This window comes from Bacillus sp. 11B20, assembly GCF_056098985.1.
The window spans coordinates 839585-861157 of sequence record NZ_JBLZWZ010000007.1; the positions used below are offsets into that span (position 1 = coordinate 839585).

Annotated in this window: 20 protein-coding genes; 15 read left to right on the top strand and 5 right to left on the bottom strand. The window is 41.1% G+C overall.

What is annotated here, in order from left to right; translation table 11 throughout:
- The first annotated feature begins 258 nt into the window (after positions 1 to 258).
- Positions 259 to 492, top strand: a complete 234-nt coding sequence (locus ACN6NB_RS08485) for a hypothetical protein (protein WP_024425111.1) — start codon at positions 259 to 261, stop codon at positions 490 to 492.
- A gap of 40 nt (positions 493 to 532) precedes the next feature.
- Here the strand turns inward: ACN6NB_RS08485 and ACN6NB_RS08490 are convergent, their stop codons facing one another.
- Both ACN6NB_RS08490 and ACN6NB_RS08495 read right to left on the bottom strand, forming a co-directional pair.
- The gene (locus ACN6NB_RS08490) at positions 533 to 1228 is read right to left on the bottom strand and encodes a YoaK family protein (protein ID WP_126681889.1); all 696 of its coding nucleotides are present in this window, start codon (positions 1226 to 1228) and stop codon (positions 533 to 535) included.
- Positions 1229 to 1295: 67 nt separating this feature from the next.
- Entirely contained in the window at positions 1296 to 3128 is a 1833-nt protein-coding gene (locus tag ACN6NB_RS08495) for a DNA ligase D (protein ID WP_144490493.1), read from the bottom strand.
- A 115-nt stretch (positions 3129 to 3243) separates the two neighbouring features.
- On the opposite strand from ACN6NB_RS08495, the gene ku reads away from it, so the two are divergent.
- Entirely contained in the window at positions 3244 to 4092 is an 849-nt protein-coding gene (ku, locus tag ACN6NB_RS08500; protein ID WP_144490492.1) for a non-homologous end joining protein Ku, read from the top strand.
- A 23-nt stretch (positions 4093 to 4115) separates the two neighbouring features.
- Here ku and ACN6NB_RS08505 read toward each other — a convergent pair whose 3' ends face one another.
- Together ACN6NB_RS08505 and ACN6NB_RS08510 are read right to left on the bottom strand one after the other, a co-directional pair.
- Positions 4116 to 4559 carry a DUF2188 domain-containing protein gene (locus tag ACN6NB_RS08505; RefSeq protein ID WP_144490491.1) on the bottom strand — a complete coding sequence of 148 codons (444 nt, stop codon included), beginning with the start codon at positions 4557 to 4559 and terminating at the stop codon, positions 4116 to 4118.
- 173 nt (positions 4560 to 4732) lie between these two features.
- The gene (locus ACN6NB_RS08510; protein ID WP_144490490.1) at positions 4733 to 5323 is read right to left on the bottom strand and encodes a Pycsar system effector family protein; all 591 of its coding nucleotides are present in this window, start codon (positions 5321 to 5323) and stop codon (positions 4733 to 4735) included.
- A gap of 187 nt (positions 5324 to 5510) precedes the next feature.
- Here ACN6NB_RS08510 and ACN6NB_RS08515 point away from each other — a divergent pair, with 187 nt between their 5' ends.
- The 9 genes from ACN6NB_RS08515 to ACN6NB_RS08555 all read left to right on the top strand — a co-directional run bounded on the left by ACN6NB_RS08515 (position 5511) and on the right by ACN6NB_RS08555 (position 14273).
- Positions 5511 to 6983: an adenylate/guanylate cyclase domain-containing protein gene (locus ACN6NB_RS08515; protein WP_260984012.1), complete on the top strand. Its 1473-nt coding sequence runs from the start codon at positions 5511 to 5513 to the stop codon at positions 6981 to 6983.
- Positions 6984 to 7007: 24 nt separating this feature from the next.
- A complete protein-coding gene (locus ACN6NB_RS08520; protein ID WP_144490488.1) occupies positions 7008 to 7784 on the top strand; it encodes an adenylate/guanylate cyclase domain-containing protein in 777 nt (258 codons plus the stop codon).
- A 476-nt stretch (positions 7785 to 8260) separates the two neighbouring features.
- The gene (locus ACN6NB_RS08525) at positions 8261 to 8734 is read left to right on the top strand and encodes a VOC family protein (protein ID WP_052196523.1); all 474 of its coding nucleotides are present in this window, start codon (positions 8261 to 8263) and stop codon (positions 8732 to 8734) included.
- Positions 8735 to 8782: 48 nt separating this feature from the next.
- A complete protein-coding gene (locus ACN6NB_RS08530) occupies positions 8783 to 9196 on the top strand; it encodes an Rrf2 family transcriptional regulator (protein ID WP_059375422.1) in 414 nt (137 codons plus the stop codon).
- A 100-nt stretch (positions 9197 to 9296) separates the two neighbouring features.
- Positions 9297 to 10148 carry an SDR family oxidoreductase gene (locus ACN6NB_RS08535; protein WP_144491255.1) on the top strand — a complete coding sequence of 284 codons (852 nt, stop codon included), beginning with the start codon at positions 9297 to 9299 and terminating at the stop codon, positions 10146 to 10148.
- Between the two features lie 189 nt (positions 10149 to 10337).
- Entirely contained in the window at positions 10338 to 11060 is a 723-nt protein-coding gene (locus tag ACN6NB_RS08540) for a (Fe-S)-binding protein (protein ID WP_058838693.1), read from the top strand.
- A 15-nt stretch (positions 11061 to 11075) separates the two neighbouring features.
- Positions 11076 to 12497 (top strand): LutB/LldF family L-lactate oxidation iron-sulfur protein, encoded by a 1422-nt coding sequence (locus tag ACN6NB_RS08545; RefSeq protein ID WP_144491256.1) that lies wholly within the window; start codon positions 11076 to 11078, stop codon positions 12495 to 12497.
- The gene (locus ACN6NB_RS08550) at positions 12497 to 13219 is read left to right on the top strand and encodes a LutC/YkgG family protein (RefSeq protein ID WP_144491257.1); all 723 of its coding nucleotides are present in this window, start codon (positions 12497 to 12499) and stop codon (positions 13217 to 13219) included. The genes ACN6NB_RS08545 and ACN6NB_RS08550 overlap by 1 nt, the downstream gene beginning before the upstream one ends.
- A gap of 145 nt (positions 13220 to 13364) precedes the next feature.
- Positions 13365 to 14273, top strand: a complete 909-nt coding sequence (locus ACN6NB_RS08555; RefSeq protein WP_039178879.1) for a DMT family transporter — start codon at positions 13365 to 13367, stop codon at positions 14271 to 14273.
- A 12-nt stretch (positions 14274 to 14285) separates the two neighbouring features.
- Here the strand turns inward: ACN6NB_RS08555 and ACN6NB_RS08560 are convergent, their stop codons facing one another.
- Positions 14286 to 14477: a TIGR00366 family protein gene (locus ACN6NB_RS08560; RefSeq protein ID WP_039178883.1), complete on the bottom strand. Its 192-nt coding sequence runs from the start codon at positions 14475 to 14477 to the stop codon at positions 14286 to 14288.
- A gap of 110 nt (positions 14478 to 14587) precedes the next feature.
- Here ACN6NB_RS08560 and ACN6NB_RS08565 point away from each other — a divergent pair, with 110 nt between their 5' ends.
- From ACN6NB_RS08565 to ACN6NB_RS08580, 4 genes are all read left to right on the top strand, one after another.
- Positions 14588 to 16804: an RNA ligase gene (locus tag ACN6NB_RS08565; RefSeq protein ID WP_144491258.1), complete on the top strand. Its 2217-nt coding sequence runs from the start codon at positions 14588 to 14590 to the stop codon at positions 16802 to 16804.
- Between the two features lie 64 nt (positions 16805 to 16868).
- The gene (locus ACN6NB_RS08570; RefSeq protein ID WP_144491259.1) at positions 16869 to 17579 is read left to right on the top strand and encodes a DUF421 domain-containing protein; all 711 of its coding nucleotides are present in this window, start codon (positions 16869 to 16871) and stop codon (positions 17577 to 17579) included.
- Between the two features lie 227 nt (positions 17580 to 17806).
- Entirely contained in the window at positions 17807 to 18385 is a 579-nt protein-coding gene (locus tag ACN6NB_RS08575; protein ID WP_059375412.1) for a TetR/AcrR family transcriptional regulator, read from the top strand.
- Positions 18386 to 18406: 21 nt separating this feature from the next.
- Positions 18407 to 21550 (top strand): bifunctional cytochrome P450/NADPH--P450 reductase, encoded by a 3144-nt coding sequence (locus tag ACN6NB_RS08580; protein ID WP_144491260.1) that lies wholly within the window; start codon positions 18407 to 18409, stop codon positions 21548 to 21550.
- Positions 21551 to 21573 lie beyond the last annotated feature (23 nt).

A 21573-nucleotide genomic window follows, 5' to 3' on the forward strand; every position in this document is an offset into this window, starting at 1 on the left:
GAACGTTTAATAAGAAGAATTCGCAACAAAGGGGGTGTGCAAATTTATTACCTGCTCCATTATTCTAAATAAACATAGGGCAGAGCAACAAGTTAAAAAGGTCACTTTTCTTTGCTTAATTTAATTTTTTGCAGGACTTTTCATTCAAATTTTATCAAATTGGTCTAATGTACATAGAAGGAAAAGAAAAAGCAGGAGCACCGCCCCTTTTGTCATGCATATGATGAGATAAGGTCTGATTTGAAGGCAGGTGATTGTATGTATCCACGGGTTTATGGTGGTTTTCATGGAGGCGGTTTTAGCGGAGGCGGGGCACATATTGGGCCAGTTGGTTCCCATATCGGCTTTGGCGGATATTATTTGAGCCCTGGTGTATTCTCTGGCTTAGGCGGTTTTCCCGGGTACGGAGGATTCGGGACATTTTCTGGATATCCATATGGTTCTACGTTCATCATGGGGCGCCCTCCTGGATTTTATGTGAGGAGTTATTAGTGTAAGATCACATTAATTGAAATAGCCATCTAAAGAGAGGCTATTTCAATTGGTGAAAGTGCTTCAATCCAGCTGTTATCACAATGATGCCTAGAATGATGATCGGCAGCCAAATGATGATAAACGGATCGTAACGATCTGTGTATGCAGCTAAAGCCGCACCAAGGCAATAGAAGACAATAGAGCCTATTCGCATCAAGCTGACAAGCTGGATAGGAGCTTTTCTTTTTTCCCTGTATGATATGCGCTGAGCTGCATCTTCAAATAGATTAGCGAGTGTACTCGTGAGAACAGTTGTGGAAATGCCAGCAACATTCAATTTACGAGCGGCTGCTGTCTGCATGCCCATGGCCATACTTAAAAGGATGATCAGCATAAAGTAAGCACCTTGTGTATAAGGGAAAATGGTCATGAGAGCAAATAGAAGCAAAATCATCACTTCTATGATAAAAATGCGTGTCACGGCTTTTGGCCAAAACGCTTTCTCATGCTTCCCGCCTACCACAACTGCAAGTAAAACCCCTAAAACGAATCCACTTAGAGCAATGATGGAATGAAGGGCTGTTAGCTGTAAGGAGCTTCCTGCTGCAATGCCAAGCAGCACAATATTACCTGTCATATTGGCTGTAAACACATGCCCTAGGCTTAAATAGCCAATCACATCCACAATTCCTGCGGAAAGACATAAGAAAATCAAAGCTGTATTACGAAATGAATGTGCGGTCAAAATCGTCATCCCTTTCTTCCTCTCTAATGAATAAGTGTAACGCTTCATGACCGCGGATGTCCATCTGATGAGAAGGTCACATGTGTGCAAGCTGATGTAAGACTTGTCTAAAAGCATCATCATTCACAAGGTGCCTCATGCGGCGGAACGGATCGCCTTTTTCCTTTAAACGCTCTATGACAGCTGGCATCGTAAAAAGAGTAGGATGAAGCTCATCATGATAGAGTTCGTCCCATTCAAGCGGTGTCGCAACAAGTCCAAGCTCATTTCCTCTCGGGGAATATGGAGCGATAATTGTTTTTCCAGCATCATGCTGAATGTAGTCTAAATACAAGCGATTGCCGCGTTTTTTCTTAAGACGTTCCAGAGTAAATAGATCCGGTGCTTGCTCACATAAAAATTGGCATATAAACGCAGTGAATTTTCTTGTTTCTTCGTATGTGAAGGCATTTTTCTTTAAAGGAATATAGACTTGAAGCCCTTTACCTCCGCTTGTTTTAATAAAGGCTGTGAGAAAAAGTCCGTCTAAAAGCGCTTTGATTCGTTTAGCAGCTTCGATAGCTAGATGAAATTCATTTACAGATGGCGGGTCCAGATCAAAGACGATTTCTGTCGGCCGATCGGTATCTCTTGTTTCAAAAGGGATATGAAACTCCATCGCCAGCTGGTTGCCAAGCCAAAGAAGCGTACGAGGATCATTACAGACCGTGTAAGAAATATCATCAACTTCATCTGTCAAAACAAAATCCGGCGCATAATCAGGAGTTGACTTTTGATAAAAGAATTCGTCTCCACTGCCATGCGGATACCGAATTAAAGTAAGACGCCTTTCACGTAAAAAGGGCAAAAGATAGGGAGCCACTTGTCTTAAATAAAGTAAGTAATCTGCCTTGTTCAGTTGAAGGGCCGGGACAATGGGTTTCTCAGGGTGAGTGACGTCTATAACAACAGGGAGTGGATACAGCTGTTTGAGCATTTGCTGAAATGTACATGCTGATGGATCCGCATCTAGTAAAAAGGAAGAAAAACGCGGCTCTCTTAACGCCGATCCATCAAAGGATATACAAGCAATGCTGGCAACGATAGAAGGAGGGATTTCATATGATGATCCTCCTGTTAACTGGCCCTTTGTCTGGAATAGCTTGCGCAGTGTTTGTTCTTCTTCTTTAGAAAATCCATGCTTGAATTGGACAACCTCGATGAGAGCCGAATCTTGATAAATGCAGCCTTGGAAATAGCCATTTTCTTTGTCAAAACGGGTTACAATGACAGATACATACCGCCAGTTTTTTATTTTCAGCCATTCTTTTGAACGAGTATTGTCATGCCATTTACTCGTCTTTTTTTTCGCTACTAACCCTTCTGCTAAATACATCGTCATCAAGTTTTTCATGTATTCAGGGTCTGGGTCTGTATGAATGACCTGCAGCAGGGAAGGGTGCTCCAGCTGAACTGATGAAGGGAGTTTTGCGTCTTGGAAAACTTGTTGCAGCTGATTTTTTCTTTTCGTCAACGGTAAATCAACGAGAGGTTTCCCTTTACATCTTAATAGATCAAACGCAATGAAATGACATGGAAATCGTTCAGCCTGTCTTTGGATGGCTTCTTTGTTTTTCAGCCGGCCTCTTTGCTGAACCTTCGCAAACTCACTTTGCTCTTCACTTAGTAAAAAGACCAATTCTCCGTCAAGTGTCAGTGGTAAAAAGGGAGCAAATTCATCTCTTAATTGTTCGCACTGATCCATCACTTCAGGAAATTGCTCATTTAGCTGTTTTCCGGTCCTGCTTTCTAAACGAATCTCGTCTTCTTTCCATACAAGAATAGCCCGAAAGCCATCATATTTTAATTCATACACCCAGTCTGCACCGCCAGGTATATCATGTGCAGGTGTTAATCGCATAGGTTTCATTGTGCATGTCACTTCCTTATATCATGTGTTCTTAGAGTGGGATGAAATTTTCAATCACATACATAAGTCTGATGAAAACATTACATAGTAAGGAGAAAAGAACGGAGGAAGCGCGATGCATACAGTATGGAAAGGCGGCATTAGTTTCGGATTGGTCAATATTCCAGTCAAGCTGTTTACCGCTACAGAGAACAAAGACATTAAATTAAGACAGCTGCATAAAGATTGTCACACGCCCATTAACTACAAGAAAGTATGTGCCAATTGTGGTGAAGAGGTAGCGCCAGAACAAATTGTGAAGGCGTATGAATATGCGAAAAATAAATTTATTGAATTGGACGATGAAGAGCTAGAAAAACTGCGAAAAGAAAATGAAGAAAAAGCCGTTGAAATCATTGATTTTGTAAAGATTGAAGAGATAGATCCAATCTATTATGAAAGAAGTTATTTCTTATCACCGGATACCGGCGGAGCGAAGGCTTATTCATTATTAAGAAAAGCTTTAGAGGAGTCGGGGAAAATTGGTGTGGCAAAAATTATGATCCGCTCAAAGGAGCAATTAGCGATCGTTAGGTGCTATGAACATATTTTGCTGATGGAAACCATTCATTTCCCTGACGAAATTAGACAAGTATCAGATGTACCGAATATCCCCCAAGAGGAGAACATTGTCAAGAAAGAGCTAGATACAGCGCTCCTTTTAATCGAGCAGCTGACCACAACATTCGATCCAGCGGCATACCAAGATGAATACAGAGAACAGCTGATGAATTTAATTGGCGATAAAATATCTGGAGAACATACCGTTCAACCAGAAACGACAGGCAAAAAAGATCCTGCATCCAATGTGACTGATTTAATGGCCGCACTACAGGCATCAATCGACCGTTCAAAACCAGACAAAGCGAAAAAAGCAGCGCCTAAGAAAAGAAAAACACCAGCGAAAAAAGAAAAGAATGCATAAAATAAGACCGCTGACAAGCGGTCTTATTGCGGCTTTAACACATCCTGAATCGTCCCATCTTTTCGGTGAATGACAACGGATGTTCCTTTATTAGCTGAAATCTCCTTTGCCCGGTCAATTGCTTCTTGTTTTGTTTCTTTGACCTCACTTGCTCGTTTCGCTTTCTCTGTTTGAATCGCCCAGCCTTCCTCGTGCTTCACTACATGCTGCGCATGATCCATGAGCTCTGGTCTTGCGGAGCTACTGCCCTCAGAAGGTTTGACAGAACCATGAGATGAGAAATTCTCTACCTCTTTCTCCGTTGCGTTCTTTTTCCACTCTTTCGCTTGACTGATTGCAATTGGAATGGCTCTATTTTCCTCATAGCCTTCCTGTATCATTTTATTGGCAATCTCAAGCGCTTTTTTTCGAATAACGTTGTCTAATGATTGAAATGAAGCTGGATAATCGTTCATCGTCCAAGGCATATAAACCGCTCCTTTCTGTTATTTTATTTGAACACCTTCCCCCATCTGCAATGGATCAAACATAGTTTGGCAGCTGATCGCAAATATAAGTACACTTTAGTGAAAATATTTATACTTTACCCTCCTCACTAATAGCCTAATCAAAAGACCCAAGAAATTCTCTTGAGTCTTTTTTATAAGAATAGAAACATTCCATTTAGAATGATAAATACAATCGTTGATGCGATTAGCCAGTTTACTCCTTTATTGTAGAGTGTGAATTTCCTGTTGCATATTTTTGAATTGATGTAGACTTGAGATAGGTAATCATTCACCAGCTCGTATTTCTTTATCCCAATCATACTGTTTTTAAATGTGTTAAAAGATTTGTTCTGAATGGTGCCAAAGAAGAGAGTAGAATCCTTCGATAAATCCGCCTCATTGTAAACGCCTGTGTCAATGGAACCTTTCTTCCCTCTAAAAAGGTAGGTGAGGCTAACAATCATTAAAATAATGAACATCACTAGAACAACAGTTGTTATCTCCAAGTATTGAATCTTCAAATAAGGCGTATCCTTGTCAATCTCCTTGAGCCCTTTCATTAGCTTGTTTAATGAACCGGTAATAATACCGCTCGAAAAAAATCCTCCGAGAAGGATACCTGCAAACGCTAACGAGAAGGATATTTTGGTGTCGCAGTTTGAAATCCAAAAATTTATTCTTTCTAATGTTTGAACCGCTTCCTCTTTTATTTCACTTTCACTCAACTTGTTTTCTTCTGACATACTCGCTCTCCTTTACACATCGAATAATTCTTTTTATAGCCATTTCACAATTCTTTTGCAAGAACAAATTCTTACGTAAATCGTATCAAACTTTCGATCATGCGACCACACAAATAGTATAATGAAAATTGTGAATGTTGCAATGAGGAAGGGGAGCACGCAATTGTCTAAGGTAACAGAAGAAGGGTTGAAGAAAATAGAAGAAAAAATTGAAACCATCTTTACCACAAAAATGGAAGTAGATGATTTCGAGGGAGACAATGTTCCGTCAGTTGATGACTTGCCGGATAAAAACAAAGGGTTGATAGTAACCAACTGCACAATTCTTTTTGTTGATATCAGGAGCTCCACAAAGTTATCGGATAAGTCTCAAGCCAAAAGTATGGCAAAAATCTATCGTGCTTTTGCAAGAGCGATGTCAATGTGTGTGTATGAAAGCGGTGGGAGAGTTAGACAAATTGCTGGCGACAGAGTGATGGGTGTATTCGTTGATGATGCAGAAGAAAGCTCTATCCAAAAATCTATGGATGCCGCACGTGCCATTACAAGTGTCGTTGAATATATTTTTAACCCGCTCTCCCGAAAAAACGTCAACCAAAAAGAAATTGCTTGTGGTGTGGGAATTGATACGGGAAGAATCCTAGTCACACCCATCGGGATTAAACATCAAGGAGATGACTCTAGAGATTTGGTGTGGGCAGGAAAGACGGCAAACGTGGCAAGCAAACACACCGACCTCGCAGAAGCATCTGAGATTTTTGTGACAAAGCGTTTTTATGAGAAACTTCCTTCTGAATACAAGAAAAATAGTGACGGTTCTGAAATTTGGACAAAGACCTTTCGACTTAAAGGCGATACCTTGTTTGAAGGGTATAGCGTTCGTGAATTTTACCTAGCGGAGCTAGTAGAGGAACCATCTGATGGGGAAGAATCAGATGAGAAACGAGCAATGTCTTCTCACAAAGGCATCATAGAATCAGAAGGTAATGATATTGGACGTATCGTCACGGACATTGTTAAAGGTGTAGAATCCAAAGTTGGTGGACTGTTGAGTAATTTTGAACAAATTGTTCTACGTGAAGTAGCCGTCGCCGCAAAAGAGTCCCAAGCGGAGAGGAAACTCCAGGAACTGCAGAGCCGGGAACAAGCTGTGAAGAAAAAAGAAGAAGAATTGGAGAAGAAAGAACAGGATATTGAGAGAATCCTTGCTTACAGGAAAAAAGAACTAACCTACACTGTTAAAGTGACCGCACTCAGGGAAAGAACAAACCATATGAAGCTAGAGGACTTTTTAATTGAATTGAAGCAAGTTCAAGATTTAGGGGCGGCAATTGGAAAGAAAGCCGGGACTGTCCACAATGAATTGCACGTATTTCAAATCGTAATGTATTTACATGGCAAAGGTGAATCGGAATTAGCGTTTCGGATTCTGATTGGACAATTGACAGAAGATTTGCCAACCGCTTTCATTCCTTTAGAGTCCAACTCAGTTCCGGTTATTAAAAAAGTAGGTCGAGAGCAGGAGTACTTGCAAGCCGTTATTTATCACATTCAGCACCACAATCCATCTGTTGATAACGTTCTCCGGCTCAGGAATGTTCTCAAACAATTGGGAATAGAAAACGAAATCGTAAATCGCAGAGGTCTGTTTATTGAATAGTACGAGAGAGAGAGGAATCATTAAATGAGGTCAAGCCATAAAAGTTTCAATCTTGAAAACAGTTTAAAAAGAATTGACTCTATCCTGTATGACAGTACATCGTATGAAGAGTCAGATGATATCCCTGATATTGATGACTTAACCTTTAACAATGGAAAATACGTGAAATGTGCGGCGATTTTTATCGACTTGAGAGGTTCAACAGACCTAATCAAAACACACGGAAAATTGTCCAAATCTTTAGCACGTCTCTATAGAGCATATATCAGTGAAATGGTCGCCATCGTTAATAGCTTTAAAACGTGTAAGGAGATTAACATTGTTGGAGACTGTGTGTCAGCTATGTTTGCTGGGGATATAGAAGGTGCTGAATCGCCGGTAATCGAAGCTCTTCAAGCTTCATCTATGGCCAAAGCAATGATGAATGTCCTAAACGTGAAATACAAGAAGAAATGGAAAGACTTTGATGAGTTGAAAGCGGGCATTGGAGTTGCCTATGGAAGGGCTCTTGTCATTAAAGCGGGATTTAGCGGAAGTGGGATTAAGGATTTGGTATACATGGGAGACGTTGTAAACAAAGCATCAAAAATGTGTGGACTAGCTTATAAAGAATATACATCGTACGCAATTTGTGTTACAGAAGAGGTTTATGTAAGTGCAGGTACTTATATTGCAAATGCTGAGACTCAGCAAACGTTCCAGGATTTCTTGACAGAAAAGAATCATAATACGTTTGGAAGTGTTTATGTGGGGAATTTCCTTAGATTAGACATTAACAACTGGGCAGAAGAGAATAAATGAGGAGGCTCACTGATGTGGGCTTTTTATATGAAAAAACATAAGTCACGGTAAACGTGCAATAACTAAGCTTAAACTGCCCCCTGTGCAATAAGTGGAATTTCCTTAATTGTTTTCGCTGTATTTTTCCAATTCTAATCATTATTCATATATTTAAAGCACTGTGCCTTATTTTTTAGGGAATTTTCTATTTGGGAATGACGTCAGTCTCACTCCTTATTTCCATTTTAAACATGAATATTATTGGTATATTCCCTATCTAAAAATCATATAATAACATTTTATACATATTTTTGAAGTTCTATTTAACTATTAAATAAATTAAAAAGAGAGTATACTTATAATTTTGATGAACATAATATCCTCTTAAAATATTACTATAGTTAATCAAACCAATGTTAGAGCTAAAATACATCGTTTTGCTGAGGCAGAATATCATCAACTCCTGCAGAATAGAAGGTAGAAAAGGAGTGATTTTGATGATGATGAAAGGTTTATATGAAGCACATTTACCTGTGAGTGACTTGAAGGCATCTATTGCGTTTTATGAAAAGTTGGAATTGACACTTGCTCATGAAAATGAACGAGTTGCTTTTTTATGGATTGAGAAAGGAAAGAGCTGGCTTGGCCTGTGGAAAGTAGATATGAACCATTTTCCATACCATCCCTCGACTCGGCACGTTGCCTTTCAAATTACAACGTCTAGTATCGAACAGATCAAGACTTGGCTGATTGAAAGAGGCATCAGCATTCACCCAATGTTTGGTTTTTCAGAAGAAAAGCAGCCTTTAGTTCTCGATAATCCGCCGCAATTTCATGCAGCGATCTATTTTCTTGACCCAGATGAGAATCTGCTTGAATGCATTGCTCCACTTGAACTTGATACAGGAGAAGACTACGATATCATGACGTATGAGGATTGGGAACGAAAGAAAAATCCGTTTATTGATTGACAAAATCACTTATTGTAACTATATTGATTACAACGGTGGTGAAAGATTGTGAAACAAATTAGCAGCAGGTATCCGATTGCTGTTCACATTGTGTCATTTATTGCAGGTGTTCCAAAAGAGTGTACTAGTGATTTTATTGCAGAGAGCGTGAATTCAAATCCAGCCATTGTTCGAAAAATGATGGCAATGCTCAAACGGGCGGGTCTCATTGAGATTCGCCGCGGAGTAGGCGGTGCTTATTTAAAAAGAGCGGCCGGCGATATTACGCTGTTAGATGTGTATCGTGCTGTGGATGTAAGCGAGGATGAAGAATTGTTTAACTTTCATCAGCCCGTCATCGCATGCCCGATTGGTCAAGCGATGGACACGAGACTTCGGCATGAACTAAAAGAAGCACAAGCTGCACTTGAGAATCACCTAAAGCAAGTGACAATTCAGCAATTATTAACAGAGGCGGAATAAAAAAGCTCGTACATTAGAGCTTTTTTTACACCTTTGTTGTAACCATTTCGATTATAACGAATGCACATCACCGTTGAACGAAAAATGAGGAGGTCAACAAATGAAATTATTAGTAACAGGCGCAACGGGACAACTTGGATCGCTCGTCGTCAAGCATTTGCTTACAAAAGTATCGGCTGAACAAATTGCAGTCAGTGTTCGAAATCCGCAAAAAGCAGCACATTTGAAGGATGCTGGGGTGGATGTACGCCGTGGAGATTTTACTCAGCCAGACACATTGACATCAGCATTTGAGGGCATTGACCGTCTGTTGATCATTTCAACGGCAGATGGAGACCGCGTGCAGCAGCATAAAGCGGCAATCGAAGCGGCAAAAGCAGCAAATGTGAGTTTTATTGCTTATACAAGTGTTGTCAATGCAAGAGAGAGTCAGCTTGTCCTTGCAAATGACCATGCCAAAACAGAAGAAGCCATTTTGGCCTCTGGCATTCCTCATGTATTTTTAAGAAACAACTGGTATGTTGAAAACGAAAAAGATACGATTCTGGCGTCAGTCAGCGGCGCACCATTTTTAAGCCCTATTGGCGAAGCAAAGGTTGGCTGGGCAACAAGAAATGACTACGCAGAAGCGGCAGCAAATGCGTTAACACTTCCAGTACATGATCAGGATATATATGAACTGTCAGGCCCGCTTCGGACACATAGTGAACTTGCACAAATTGTCAGCAAGGTGAGCGGAAAAGGAATCAAAGTAGAAAAAATAGATGTAGATACATTTGGAGAATTTTTAGCTTCAAATGGTGTACCAAAAGAAGCAGTGCCATTTGTCAAAGCCATTCAAAGCGGCATTCGCGATGGTGCATTAGCTGTCGAAAGCCAAGATTTCGAAACATTACTAGGCCGGCCGTTAACACCTATTGAAGAAAGAATTCGTGAATTGATTTCAAAATAAACATCAAAAACGCCCTATGAAAAGGGCGTTTTTTTATTTAGTAACAAAGTCCATAAGTACAAATTTTAGACAAATCACTTCGTTGAAATTTCAGAAATTTGGGATTAAAATGAAATTAAGGCCTGTTATTTAATCATCAGATGATCAGAATGATGAATCAAAATGCAGCAATAGAAGGGAAGTTCGCCGATGAAAGTCCATTTATTCGTTACTTGTTTAGTTGACACGATGCAGCCAAATGTAGGAAAGGCGACAGTGGAAGTATTGGAAAGACTCGGTGTTGAAGTGGAATTTCCAGAAGCACAAGTGTGCTGCGGACAGCCAGCCTTTAACAGCGGCTATACAAAGGAGACAATTAAAGCAGCGAAAAACATGATCAAAGCCTTTGAGTCAGCTGAATATGTTGTGACACCATCAGGTTCGTGTAAGGCGATGTTTTTAGAATATCCTCATCTTTTAAAAGAAGACCGAGTGTGGTCGGCCAAAGCTGAGGCACTTGCCGCAAAAACATATGAATTAACAGAGTTTATTGTTGATATATTACACGTGACAGATGTAGGAGCAAGCCTGAAAGGGAACGCAGCCTATCACACCTCCTGTCATATGACGAGACTGCTGCGTATTAAGGAGGCGCCTTTTACGCTGTTGTCAAATGTCAAAGATTTGACGATGAGACCATTGCCCCGCGCAGAAAATTGCTGCGGATTTGGAGGAACCTTTTCAGTGAAAATGACCCCTATTTCTGAGCAGATGGTTGACGAAAAAGTACAAAGCATAGAGGAGACAGGCGCTGATTATATTATTGGTGCTGACTGCGGCTGCCTGCTGAATATTGGCGGGAGGCTGAACCGTCTTGATAAACCCATCCAAGTGATGCACATCGCAGAAGTATTAAACAGCCGCGGACTTTAAGAGGAGGAACGGCACATGAGTATGAAAATTGGAGAAAAGGCCTTTAAAGAACGGATCGGGAAAGGTTTAGAAGACGCTGTCATGAGAGGTGCTGTCTCCTCAGCACAGGAACGTCTGTATAAAAGGCGGCTGACTGCAAGCGAGGAGCTTGGCAATTGGGAAAAGTGGCGTGAGCTTGGTGAGGAAATCCGGCAGCATACGCTGACGCATCTTGATGACTACTTATATCAATTAAGTGAAAGTGTAAGTGCACGCGGAGGCCATGTCTTTTTTGCGAAAACAAAGGAAGAGGCATCAGCATATATTCAAGAGGTGGCACAGAAAAAAGCAGCCAAAAAGGTCGTCAAATCAAAATCAATGGTCACAGAAGAAATCGAGATGAATCAAGCGCTTGAAGAGGTCGGCTGTGAGGTGGTAGAAAGCGATCTTGGTGAATATATTCTGCAAGTGGATGACCATGAACCGCCTTCACATATTGTGGCACCTGCTCTTCATATGACGAAAGAGCAAATATGGGAAGTATTTCATGAGAAGCTAGGGTATGAGATGTCAGAAACACCCGAAGAAATGACGAATTTTGTAAGAGCCATCTTGCGTGAAAAATTCCTAGAAGCTGATATTGGTGTGACCGGCTGTAATTTTGCAGTGGCCAACACAGGGTCCATCTGCCTTGTAACAAATGAAGGGAATGCAGATCTTGTCACGGCTATACCGAAGACGCATATTGCCGTTATGGGAATGGAGCGGCTTGTTCCAACGATGGAGGAACTGGATGTCCTTGTGGGTCTTTTGTGCAGAAGCGCAGTCGGCCAGAAATTAACTAGTTATATTTCTGTAGTGGGACCAAAAGGAGAAGGTGAAGTGGATGGACCAGAAGAATTCCACTTGGTCATTGTGGACAATGGGCGGTCAAATATATTAGGAACGGCCTTTCAGCCTGTTCTCCAATGTATCCGGTGCGCAGCCTGCATCAATGTATGCCCGGTTTACCGGCATGTTGGCGGACATTCGTACGGTTCGATTTATCCCGGGCCAATCGGAGCTGTTCTTTCGCCGCTTCTTGGCGGCTATGATGACTACAAGGAGCTCCCCTTTGCATCAAGTCTGTGCGCAGCCTGCACGGATGCTTGTCCAGTGAAAATTCCACTTCATGAGTTATTGATTAAACATAGACAGGTGATCGTAGAAAAAGAGGGCAGAGCGCCTAAAGCTGAAATGCTGGCGATGAAAATGTTTGGCATGGGGGCAGCGTCTCCCGGGATGTATCAATTTGGAACAAAAGCAGCCCCTGCATTGATGAATCGTATGGCGACAAACGGACAAATTTCAAAAGGAATAGGTCCTTTAAAGAATTGGACAGATATTCGTGACCTGCCAGCTCCAAGTAAAGAAAGATTCAGGGATTGGTTTAAAAAGAGACAAAAGGAGGAGAAGTGATGAAGGGGACCATTTTTCACCGGGAGTCGTTTTTATCTCAAATCCAGCATCAATTAGGCAAAAACTCTTCCCCATCTGCCTCTATTCAACGGCCGGCATGGAAGCATCAAGTCCAGTGGGAGACAAACGGAAGTTTGTCTAAAGATGAATTAGTCGAGCAATTGAAAAAGCAATGTCAGCAAATTCATACAAGAGTAGTCGAAACAACACCGGAGAAAGCGCCCTCGGTATTACGATTGTTGATGACAGAATATGGTGAGGGGGCTGTGATGACATCGCGTGATCATCGCTTTGAACAATATGGTTTTAGCCCTATGTTTGACAGCTTGCAACGAGATGGGATTTCCATCGCCTGCTGGAATACAGATCTATCAAGAGAAGAAAACATAAGGCAGGCAGAACAAGCGAAATATGCAGTTGTGTTCAGTGATTATACCCTTGCAGAATCAGGTACAGTTGTCCTTTCATCCCATCAAGGTCAAGGGAGAGCGCTGCATTTTTTGCCAATGATGTATATCGTGTGTATAGAGAAAAGCTCGATTGTTCCGCGAATGATTCAGGCTGTTTCGGCTCTTAATCGCTCAGTAGAAGAGGGGGAGCAGGCGAAAGGCGCCATCCATTTCATATCAGGTCCAAGTAATTCTGCCGATATTGAAATGAATTTAGTGGTAGGGGTTCATGGTCCAGTTCAGGCCATTTATCTGTTAATAGATGATGAATGAAGGCTTTCGTAATGAAAGCTTTTTTTCATCCAACAAGCGGACGCCAGTTTTAAAAAATCATCTTGCCACTAGGTGAATGGACATAGTAAGATGACGACATATAAGATGAACTGCTCATCTACTGCTGATGTAAAGGAAGCTGCTAATGGAAATCAAGACAACTGCTCAAACGAAATCAATTGCATTGCCACTTGTGATTTCGATTATTGCTATTTCGTTTTCTGCAATCATTGTGAAATGGTCAAATGCACCTGCTGCTATTTTAAGTATGTATCGAATGATCTTTGCGGCGGCTTTCATGCTGCCATTTATCCTGCCAAGAAAAAAAGAATTTCTCTCAATAAAACGCAGAGACTGGTTTTTCTTATGTATGTCAGGCTTCTTTTTAGGCCTCCATTTTGTGCTGTGGTTTGGCTCACTGAAGCTGACGACAGTGGCAAGCTCTACCATTATTATCGCTCTACAACCGATGGTGTCCTTATTAGGCGGATTCCTCATTTTCCGTGAACGAACGACGATGTCTGCTCTATTGACGATGTGTGCAGCGATTGTTGGTGCCCTCATGATAGGCTGGGGAGATATTGGTCATAGCAAGGAAGCCATCTTAGGAGATATTTTATCCTTTTTGAGTGTGATCGCTGTTGTTTGTTACTTGTTAATAGGTCAACAGGCTGTAAGAAAAATATCTCATTGGATTTATAGTTTTTGTGTATTTGGTTTTGCTGGTCTTTTTTTAATTTTATTCAATCTGCTTCAGCAAACCCCTTTTATAGGTTATCCGGCTAAAGAGTGGGGAATCTTTTTATTGCTCGCTATCATTCCCACTATGTCTCATGTCATTAATAATTGGCTTTTAACTTATGTTAATGCGACAACTATTTCGATGAGTATTCTAGGAGAGCCTGTTGGGGCAACGATCCTTGCTGTATGGCTGCTTGGAGAGAAAGTCACGCTGCTCCAAATGCTTGGCGGTCTGCTTGTTCTTTTAGGTGTCTTTTTCTTTTTGATGCAGCAGCGTCAAGGAATCGTGATGAAAACAAAAAAATCCGGTTAACGCCCGGATTTTTTACTCTTTTAGATCGTTTTTTTCAATCACTTTGTTTAATCTTGCCTCGATTTTTTTCAATTCCATTCGTTTTCTTCTAATCATGCGAAATGCGAGGACAATGATTGTCACAATAAAGGCAATGAATAGAAGAGAGAACACTTGAAATAGAAGATCTCCCATGTTGAATGCCATATTCTCTCCATTAAACATACGTAAAACCTCCTTTTCTATCTATATATTACCATAATCAATAAAAGATTGAGATTTATCCATAATTTATCTATAATAGGTAAAATATCACTCATTAAAGGAGAACCAATATGAGAACTTTAGTCCTTTTACGAGGTCTCCCAGGCGTAGGTAAATCAACATGGATCAAAGAACAAGGCTTAGAGCCTTACACTTTATCAGCGGATCAAATCCGGCTGTTAACCCAGCCGCCGCAGCTATCAGTCAATGGGAAACTAGACATTTCAAGCAAGCATGACCACAAAGTTTGGTCTTTATTATTCGATTTACTCATAGCCCGTATGGAGCGCGGAGACTTTACTGTGATTGATGCGACACATATTTCAAGCAAATCAATTTCTCAATATAAGTCTTTAGCGACATCGTATCGTTATAGGGTGTATGTCGTCGATTTCACGCAGGTGCCCCTTGAGACAGCTCTTTTACAAAATCGCTCACGTGAATCTCACAAAGTGGTGCGTGAATCTGTTTTGTATCAAATGAACGAGCGGTTAAAAACAGAAAAGGTCCCGTCATGGGTGACTGTTTTGAAGCCGGAGGAATATCCGCAAGTGATGACCTATCAGCCTCGATCCTTTGATCAATATGAGGCCATTCATGTTTTCGGAGATATTCACGGTTGTTACACCGCACTTACCACCTATTTGCAAGGAGATATCAAAGAAAACGAACTTTATATCTTTGCAGGTGACCTTCTTGATAGAGGAATAGAAAACAAAGAAGTATTAGAATGGATGCTTGCCCATAGAGAATGCCGGAATGTCATCGTCATTGAAGGCAATCATGATCAGCATTTATACCGGTTTGCACATGGTGAAAAAGTCAGGAGCAATATGTTTAACAGGCATACTGCGCCTGAACTTGAAGCAGCAGACTTTGATTTAAAAGAAGTACGAAAGTTTGTTAGAACCTTTCATCAGCTTACTTATTTTACGTACCATAATCAGACATTTCTTGTTACCCACGGGGGGCTTGCTCATTTGCCAGAAGAGCTTTTGCATGTCTCAACACAGCAGCTCATTCACGGCGTAGGAGAATATTCAGATGACATTGATCACTTGTTTGTTCAAAACACGGCTGGGCTGGATGTCATCCAAATTCACGGTCATCGCAATTTATACAGACTGCCAATTCACGCAGCGGAAAGATCTTATAACCTAGAAGGTCAGGTTGAATTTGGAGGGCAGCTGCGGGTGTTGAAAATCACGGCTGAAGGGATTGAGACTCATGAAATTGACAATCCAGTCTACAGGACCTCTGAGAAAAAACAATCAACTGCTGTTCAGCCAGATATTTCACTGGATGATTTTTTAGCTCATTTAGATCAGCATGAATATGTACAGGAATTAAAGCTTCCACACCATATTTCATCTTTTAATTTTACGAAAAAGGCTTTTAGTGAGCGGCAGTGGGACGATGTGAATGTGAAGGCAAGAGGTTTGTTTGTCAACATGGTTTCAAAGCAGATTGTGTCTAGAAGCTACAATAAATTTTTTAACATTGATGAGCGTCCGGAGACAAGAATGCAGCATTTAGTGAACCATTTACAATTCCCTGTCACTGTATATGATAAAGCAAATGGATACTTAGGAACTGTTGGGTATAACGAAATGGAAGATGAATTGGTGTTTACGTCAAAATCGTATACATCACATGTGAAACAAAATCAGCATGCCTCCTGGGTCGAAGAGCTATTTTATAAGACCTTCGATGACGTGCAAGCTGACTACATCAAATCATACGTCCGTGACCAGCATGTATCTCTGGTGTTTGAAGTCATTTTGCCAGAAAAAGATCCGCATATTATCACATATGAACAAGATCAACTCATTTTACTTGATATAGTGAAGCGGCAGTTAAGCTACGAAAAAGCACCATTCGCTGAAGTGAAAAGATTAAGTGAGCAGCTTGGAATATCCAGCAAGCAGGAAGTGGCTGTTTTCCATGATTGGACGTCTTTTTATAAATGGTATCAAGCGGTCTCTCATGATGACACAATTAAAGAAGAGGGATATGTCATTGAGGACGCTCGCGGCTTTATGACCAAACTCAAGCTCCCCTATTATCAATTCTGGAAGCAGATGCGCGGGATCAAGCAGCGCGTTGCAGAGAAGCGTTCCTCGCAAAAATATATGCATGCTTTGCAAACAGCGGAGCAAGCTAAGTTCTATACGTGGCTTCTTGAGCAAGAAGCAGATCATGTGAGGAATAGCTCAATTATTGAACTGCGATCACAATTTGAACAAAGCAGTACTGCCCAATTGAATAATGATGAAATAAATGCATAGTCTAACAAAGAGTCTTTTCTAAGGAAAAGGCTTTTTTTGATGTAAATGAAAGGTGGACACTTGCATGTCTGAACATATTGAAGTGATTCTTCGGACAATGTTTGCTTTTGCGATTTTATTTGGAGGAGCACGTCTTTTAGGGAAACAAACCATTGCGCAAATGAATATTTTTGATTTTATAGCAGCCATCAGCTTAGGTTCAATTGCTGCAAACCTGGCGTTTAATACAACGCTGCCGCTACAGCAAACAACGATTTCCTTTGTGTCACTTGTCATGATTATTTATGTGATTTCCCTGATTGCATTAAGAAGCCGGAAGATGAGAGGGCTGATGGCTGGTAAACCAACTCTTGTCATACAAAATGGGAAAATTCTTGAAGGAAATATGAAGGGAATGAGATATACCCTTGATTATTTAAATCAGCAGCTGAGAGAAAAAGACATCTTTGATATTAGTGAAGTTGAATTTGCCATGATTGAAACAGATGGGCATATGTCAGTGAAAAAATACCCTTCGTTTGAAAATGTCACACGGAAGGATCTTCATTTATTCATGAAGGCAGAGCGTTACATGCCGATTGAAGTCATCATGGACGGGAAACTCATCCAAAAAAACATACATGAAAATCATTTAACAGAGCAATGGATAGAAGAAGAGCTTAAAAAAAGGCAGCTGTCCTTAAAGGACATTGTTTATGCTGTCCGTTCAAGTAATGGAAGCTTATATATTGATACATATGACGACCACATTCAGTCACCAATCGATCAGGAATGAATGTGTAGTGCCGATGACACCTGCATGACACACATTTGACAATCTTTATAAGTCCTTTGGATGTCATCTGCCTAGGTATCATTTCTCAATTATTATTATTTTCAGAAAATGTGGTGACGGAGTAAAATAAGTGTGTTTAAGTATAAATAGATGAAATTGAAATATTAATATAATATACCGTTTGCGGAATGAACGTTCATTCCTATATTTCAAAAGGAAGGGATGAAATGCCAGCAGTGACTGATAAACAAGAACAGATCATGAAAGCTTCGCTGGAACTATTTATAGAACGAGGCTTTGATGGCACCACAATGCCGATGATTTCAAAAAGAGCAAACGTCGGAGCGGGCACCATTTACCGTTATTTCGACAGCAAAGAGGCACTCGTCAATATTTTGTACCAGCGCAGCCTCTCAGCATTTATCGACAAAATGAACACAAACAGTCCGGATCCAAAGGTAAGTATTCGGGCGTACTTTAAGCATGTATTTTATTGCTTGGTTTTGTTTACAAAGGAGAATCCAAGCGGGCTGTATTTTTTAGAGATTGATAAACGGTCCCATTACTTAGACGAAACGAGCAAAGAGAAAATGCAGCATTTGTTACATGAGCTGTTCCTTATCTTTGAAGAAGGGAAAAAGGATGGAATTCATCCAAACCTCTCAGGCAGAACCATTTTATCGATTGTATTTGGTGCTTTTGTGCAGCTGCATAAACAAATTCTTGCAGAAGAAATAGAGCCAACAATTGAATTTTTAGAGGAGATTGAGCAATGTTTATGGCGCGCCATCAGCGTTGCATCATAAAGAGATAAAGGGAGTGGGCATATGAAGCAAACATCAATCATTCCAAAACCAAAAACATACGGACCTTTTAAAAATATTCCCCATATAAAAAAGGGGGAGCTTTCTCAAACCTTTTGGCGGCTGGCAGATGAATTAGGACCGATTTTTCAGTTTGAATTTTCAAATGCAACAAGTATTTTTGTTTCCAGCCATGAGCTTGTCCAAGAAGTATTTGATGAGAGCCGTTTTGATAAATTTATTGGGACTAGTCTCAGTAAAGTAAGAGCCTTTGCAGGAGATGGGTTATTTACGAGTTGGACAGAAGAACCGAACTGGAGAAAGGCTCATCAAATCTTGATGCCAGCATTCAGCCAGCAGGCTATGAAGGGCTATCATGAGATGATGCTCGATATTGCGACACAGCTTGTACAAAAATGGCAAAGAACAGGCCGCGATGAAGAAATTGAAGTAGCTGAGGATATGACAAAGCTGACTTTAGATACGATCGGCCTTTGCGGTTTTGATTTTCGCTTTAACAGCTTTTATAAAGAAAACCAGCATCCATTTATAGAGAGCATGCTGAAAGGCTTAAATGAAGCAATGGAGCAGTCGAGCCGATTGCCGATTGCAGATAAACTCATGATCAAAAGAAGAAAAGAATTTGATCAGCATGTCGATTTTATGAAGCAATTAGTAGATGACATTATACAGGAACGAAGAAAACAAGATAAAACAGGCGATGATTTACTGTCACTTATGCTGCATGCAGAGGACCCTGAAACAGGTGAACGTTTATCTGATGAAAATATCCGTTATCAAATCATCACCTTCTTAATTGCAGGGCACGAAACAACAAGCGGACTGCTATCCTTTGCGATTTATTTCTTATTAAAGAATCCAGAGAAATTAAAGAAAGCTGTCCAAGAAGCAGATGAGGTGCTGCAAGGCGGATTGCCGACATTTAAACAAGTGCAAAAGCTAAGCTACACTCGTATGGTGTTAAATGAAGCCCTTCGCCTCTGGCCTACGGCGCCTACATTCTCTCTTTATGCGAAAGAGGACACAGTAATCGGGGGAAAATATCCGATTCACAAGAATCAAAGTGTCTCTGTTCTGCTCCCTAAATTACACCGTGATCCAGCGGTATGGGGCGAGGATGCTGAAGAATTTAAACCAGAGCGGTTTACGCATCCTGAGAAAATCCCGCAGCATGCTTACAAGCCTTTTGGGAATGGACAGCGTGCATGTATCGGTATGCAGTTTGCCCTGCATGAAGCTACGATGGTTCTCGCGATGGTTCTGCATAATTTAGAGTTAATTGATCACACATCTTATGAGCTTGATTTAAAAGAATCTCTGACGATTAAACCAAACGATTTCAAAATCAAGGTGCGGCCAAGGAAGCAACAATTCTTTATGGCACCACCGAAAGAAGAACCGAAGAAAAGCAACCAATCTAGTGAGTCAAAAGTGCCGAGTCACGGTACACCGCTGCTAGTTTTGTACGGATCGAATCTTGGCACAGCAAAGCAAATAGCGAACGAATTGGCGGAAGACGGGAAAGCAAAAGGATTCGATGTGACCACTGCGCCGCTTGATGAATATACACGCCAATTGCCAGATACAGGCGCTGTCCTCATCGTGACCGCTTCATACAACGGATATCCGCCTGACAATGCGAAGCAATTTGTGGATTGGCTGGCGCAGGATGAGGAGCAGGATTTATCAAACGTGACATTTGCGGTCTTTGGATGCGGAGATCGAAACTGGGCGAGCACGTACCAGCGGATCCCCCGTCTGATTGATGAGGCCCTTGAAAGAAAAGGTGCCAAACGTGTAGCTGATTTAGGAGAAGGTGATGCAGGTGGTGATATGGATGAGGATAAAGAAATTTTCCAGAAAACTGTCTTTGAACAGCTTGCAAAAGAATTTAAGCTCACCTTCCAAGAAAAGGGGAAGGAAAAACCAAACCTATCAGTTGCTTATACGAATGAGCTAGTGGAGCGTCCTGTAGCCAAAATATATGATGCCTTTTCAGCTGTTGTATTGAAAAATGAAGAATTACAATCAGAAAAAAGCACGAGGCAGACAAGACATATTGAACTGAAATTGCCAGCTGGAAAAGCATACAAAGAAGGAGATCATATTGGGATTGTACCGAAAAATAGTGATGCACTCGTTGAGCGTGTGACCCGCCGCTTTAAACTAAATCCAGAGCAGCATATCAAGCTTTCATCTGAGAAAGAGGCAAGTCATTTACCATTAGAACAGCCGATTCCAATCAAAGAATTACTCGCCTCACATGTTGAGCTTCAAGAGCCTGCGACACGTACACAGCTAAGAGAGCTCGCAGCACATACGGTATGTCCGCCTCACCGCGTGGAGCTTGAACAAATGGCTGGAGAAGCATATCAAGAAGCCATTTTAAAGAAACGAGTAACCATGCTGGATTTATTAGATCAATATGAAGCGTGCGAGCTGCCGTTTGTACACTTTTTGGCGCTTTTACCAGGTTTGAAACCGCGTTATTATTCGATCTCTAGCTCGCCTAAGGTAGATGAAGAAAAAGTCAGTATCACAGTAGCAGTTGTAAAAGATAAAGCGTGGAGCGGTAGAGGAGAATATGCCGGAGTTGCCTCAACCTATTTATGTGGTCTAAAAGAAGGAGAAGAAGTAGCCTGCTTCCTGCATGAAGCGCAAGATGGATTCCAGCTGCCTCTTTCATCAGAAGTGCCGATGATCATGATTGGACCAGGTACAGGAATTGCTCCATTTAGAGGATTTGTTCAGGCAAGAGAAGTGTGGCAGAAGGAAGGGAAGCAGCTAGGCGAAGCCCACTTATATTTTGGCTGCCGTCACCCTGAGGAAGATGATCTATATTTTGATGAAATGCAGCTTGCCGCGCAAAACGGAGTTATCCATATCCATCGTGCTTATTCTCGTTACGATGAGCAAAAAGTATATGTCCAGCATTTGTTGAAAGAAGAAGGCGGCATGCTCATCGAATTGCTTGATCAAGGTGCCTACCTTTACGTGTGCGGAGACGGAAAAGTCATGGCCCCAGATGTAGAGGCTACACTAATCGATCTCTATCAAAACGAGAAACAATGCTCGAAGGAAACAGCTGAAAATTGGCTGACAGCCCTTGCAAATGACAATAGATATGTAAAAGATGTGTGGAGCTGACAAAGAGGAAAGACCGCCAATTA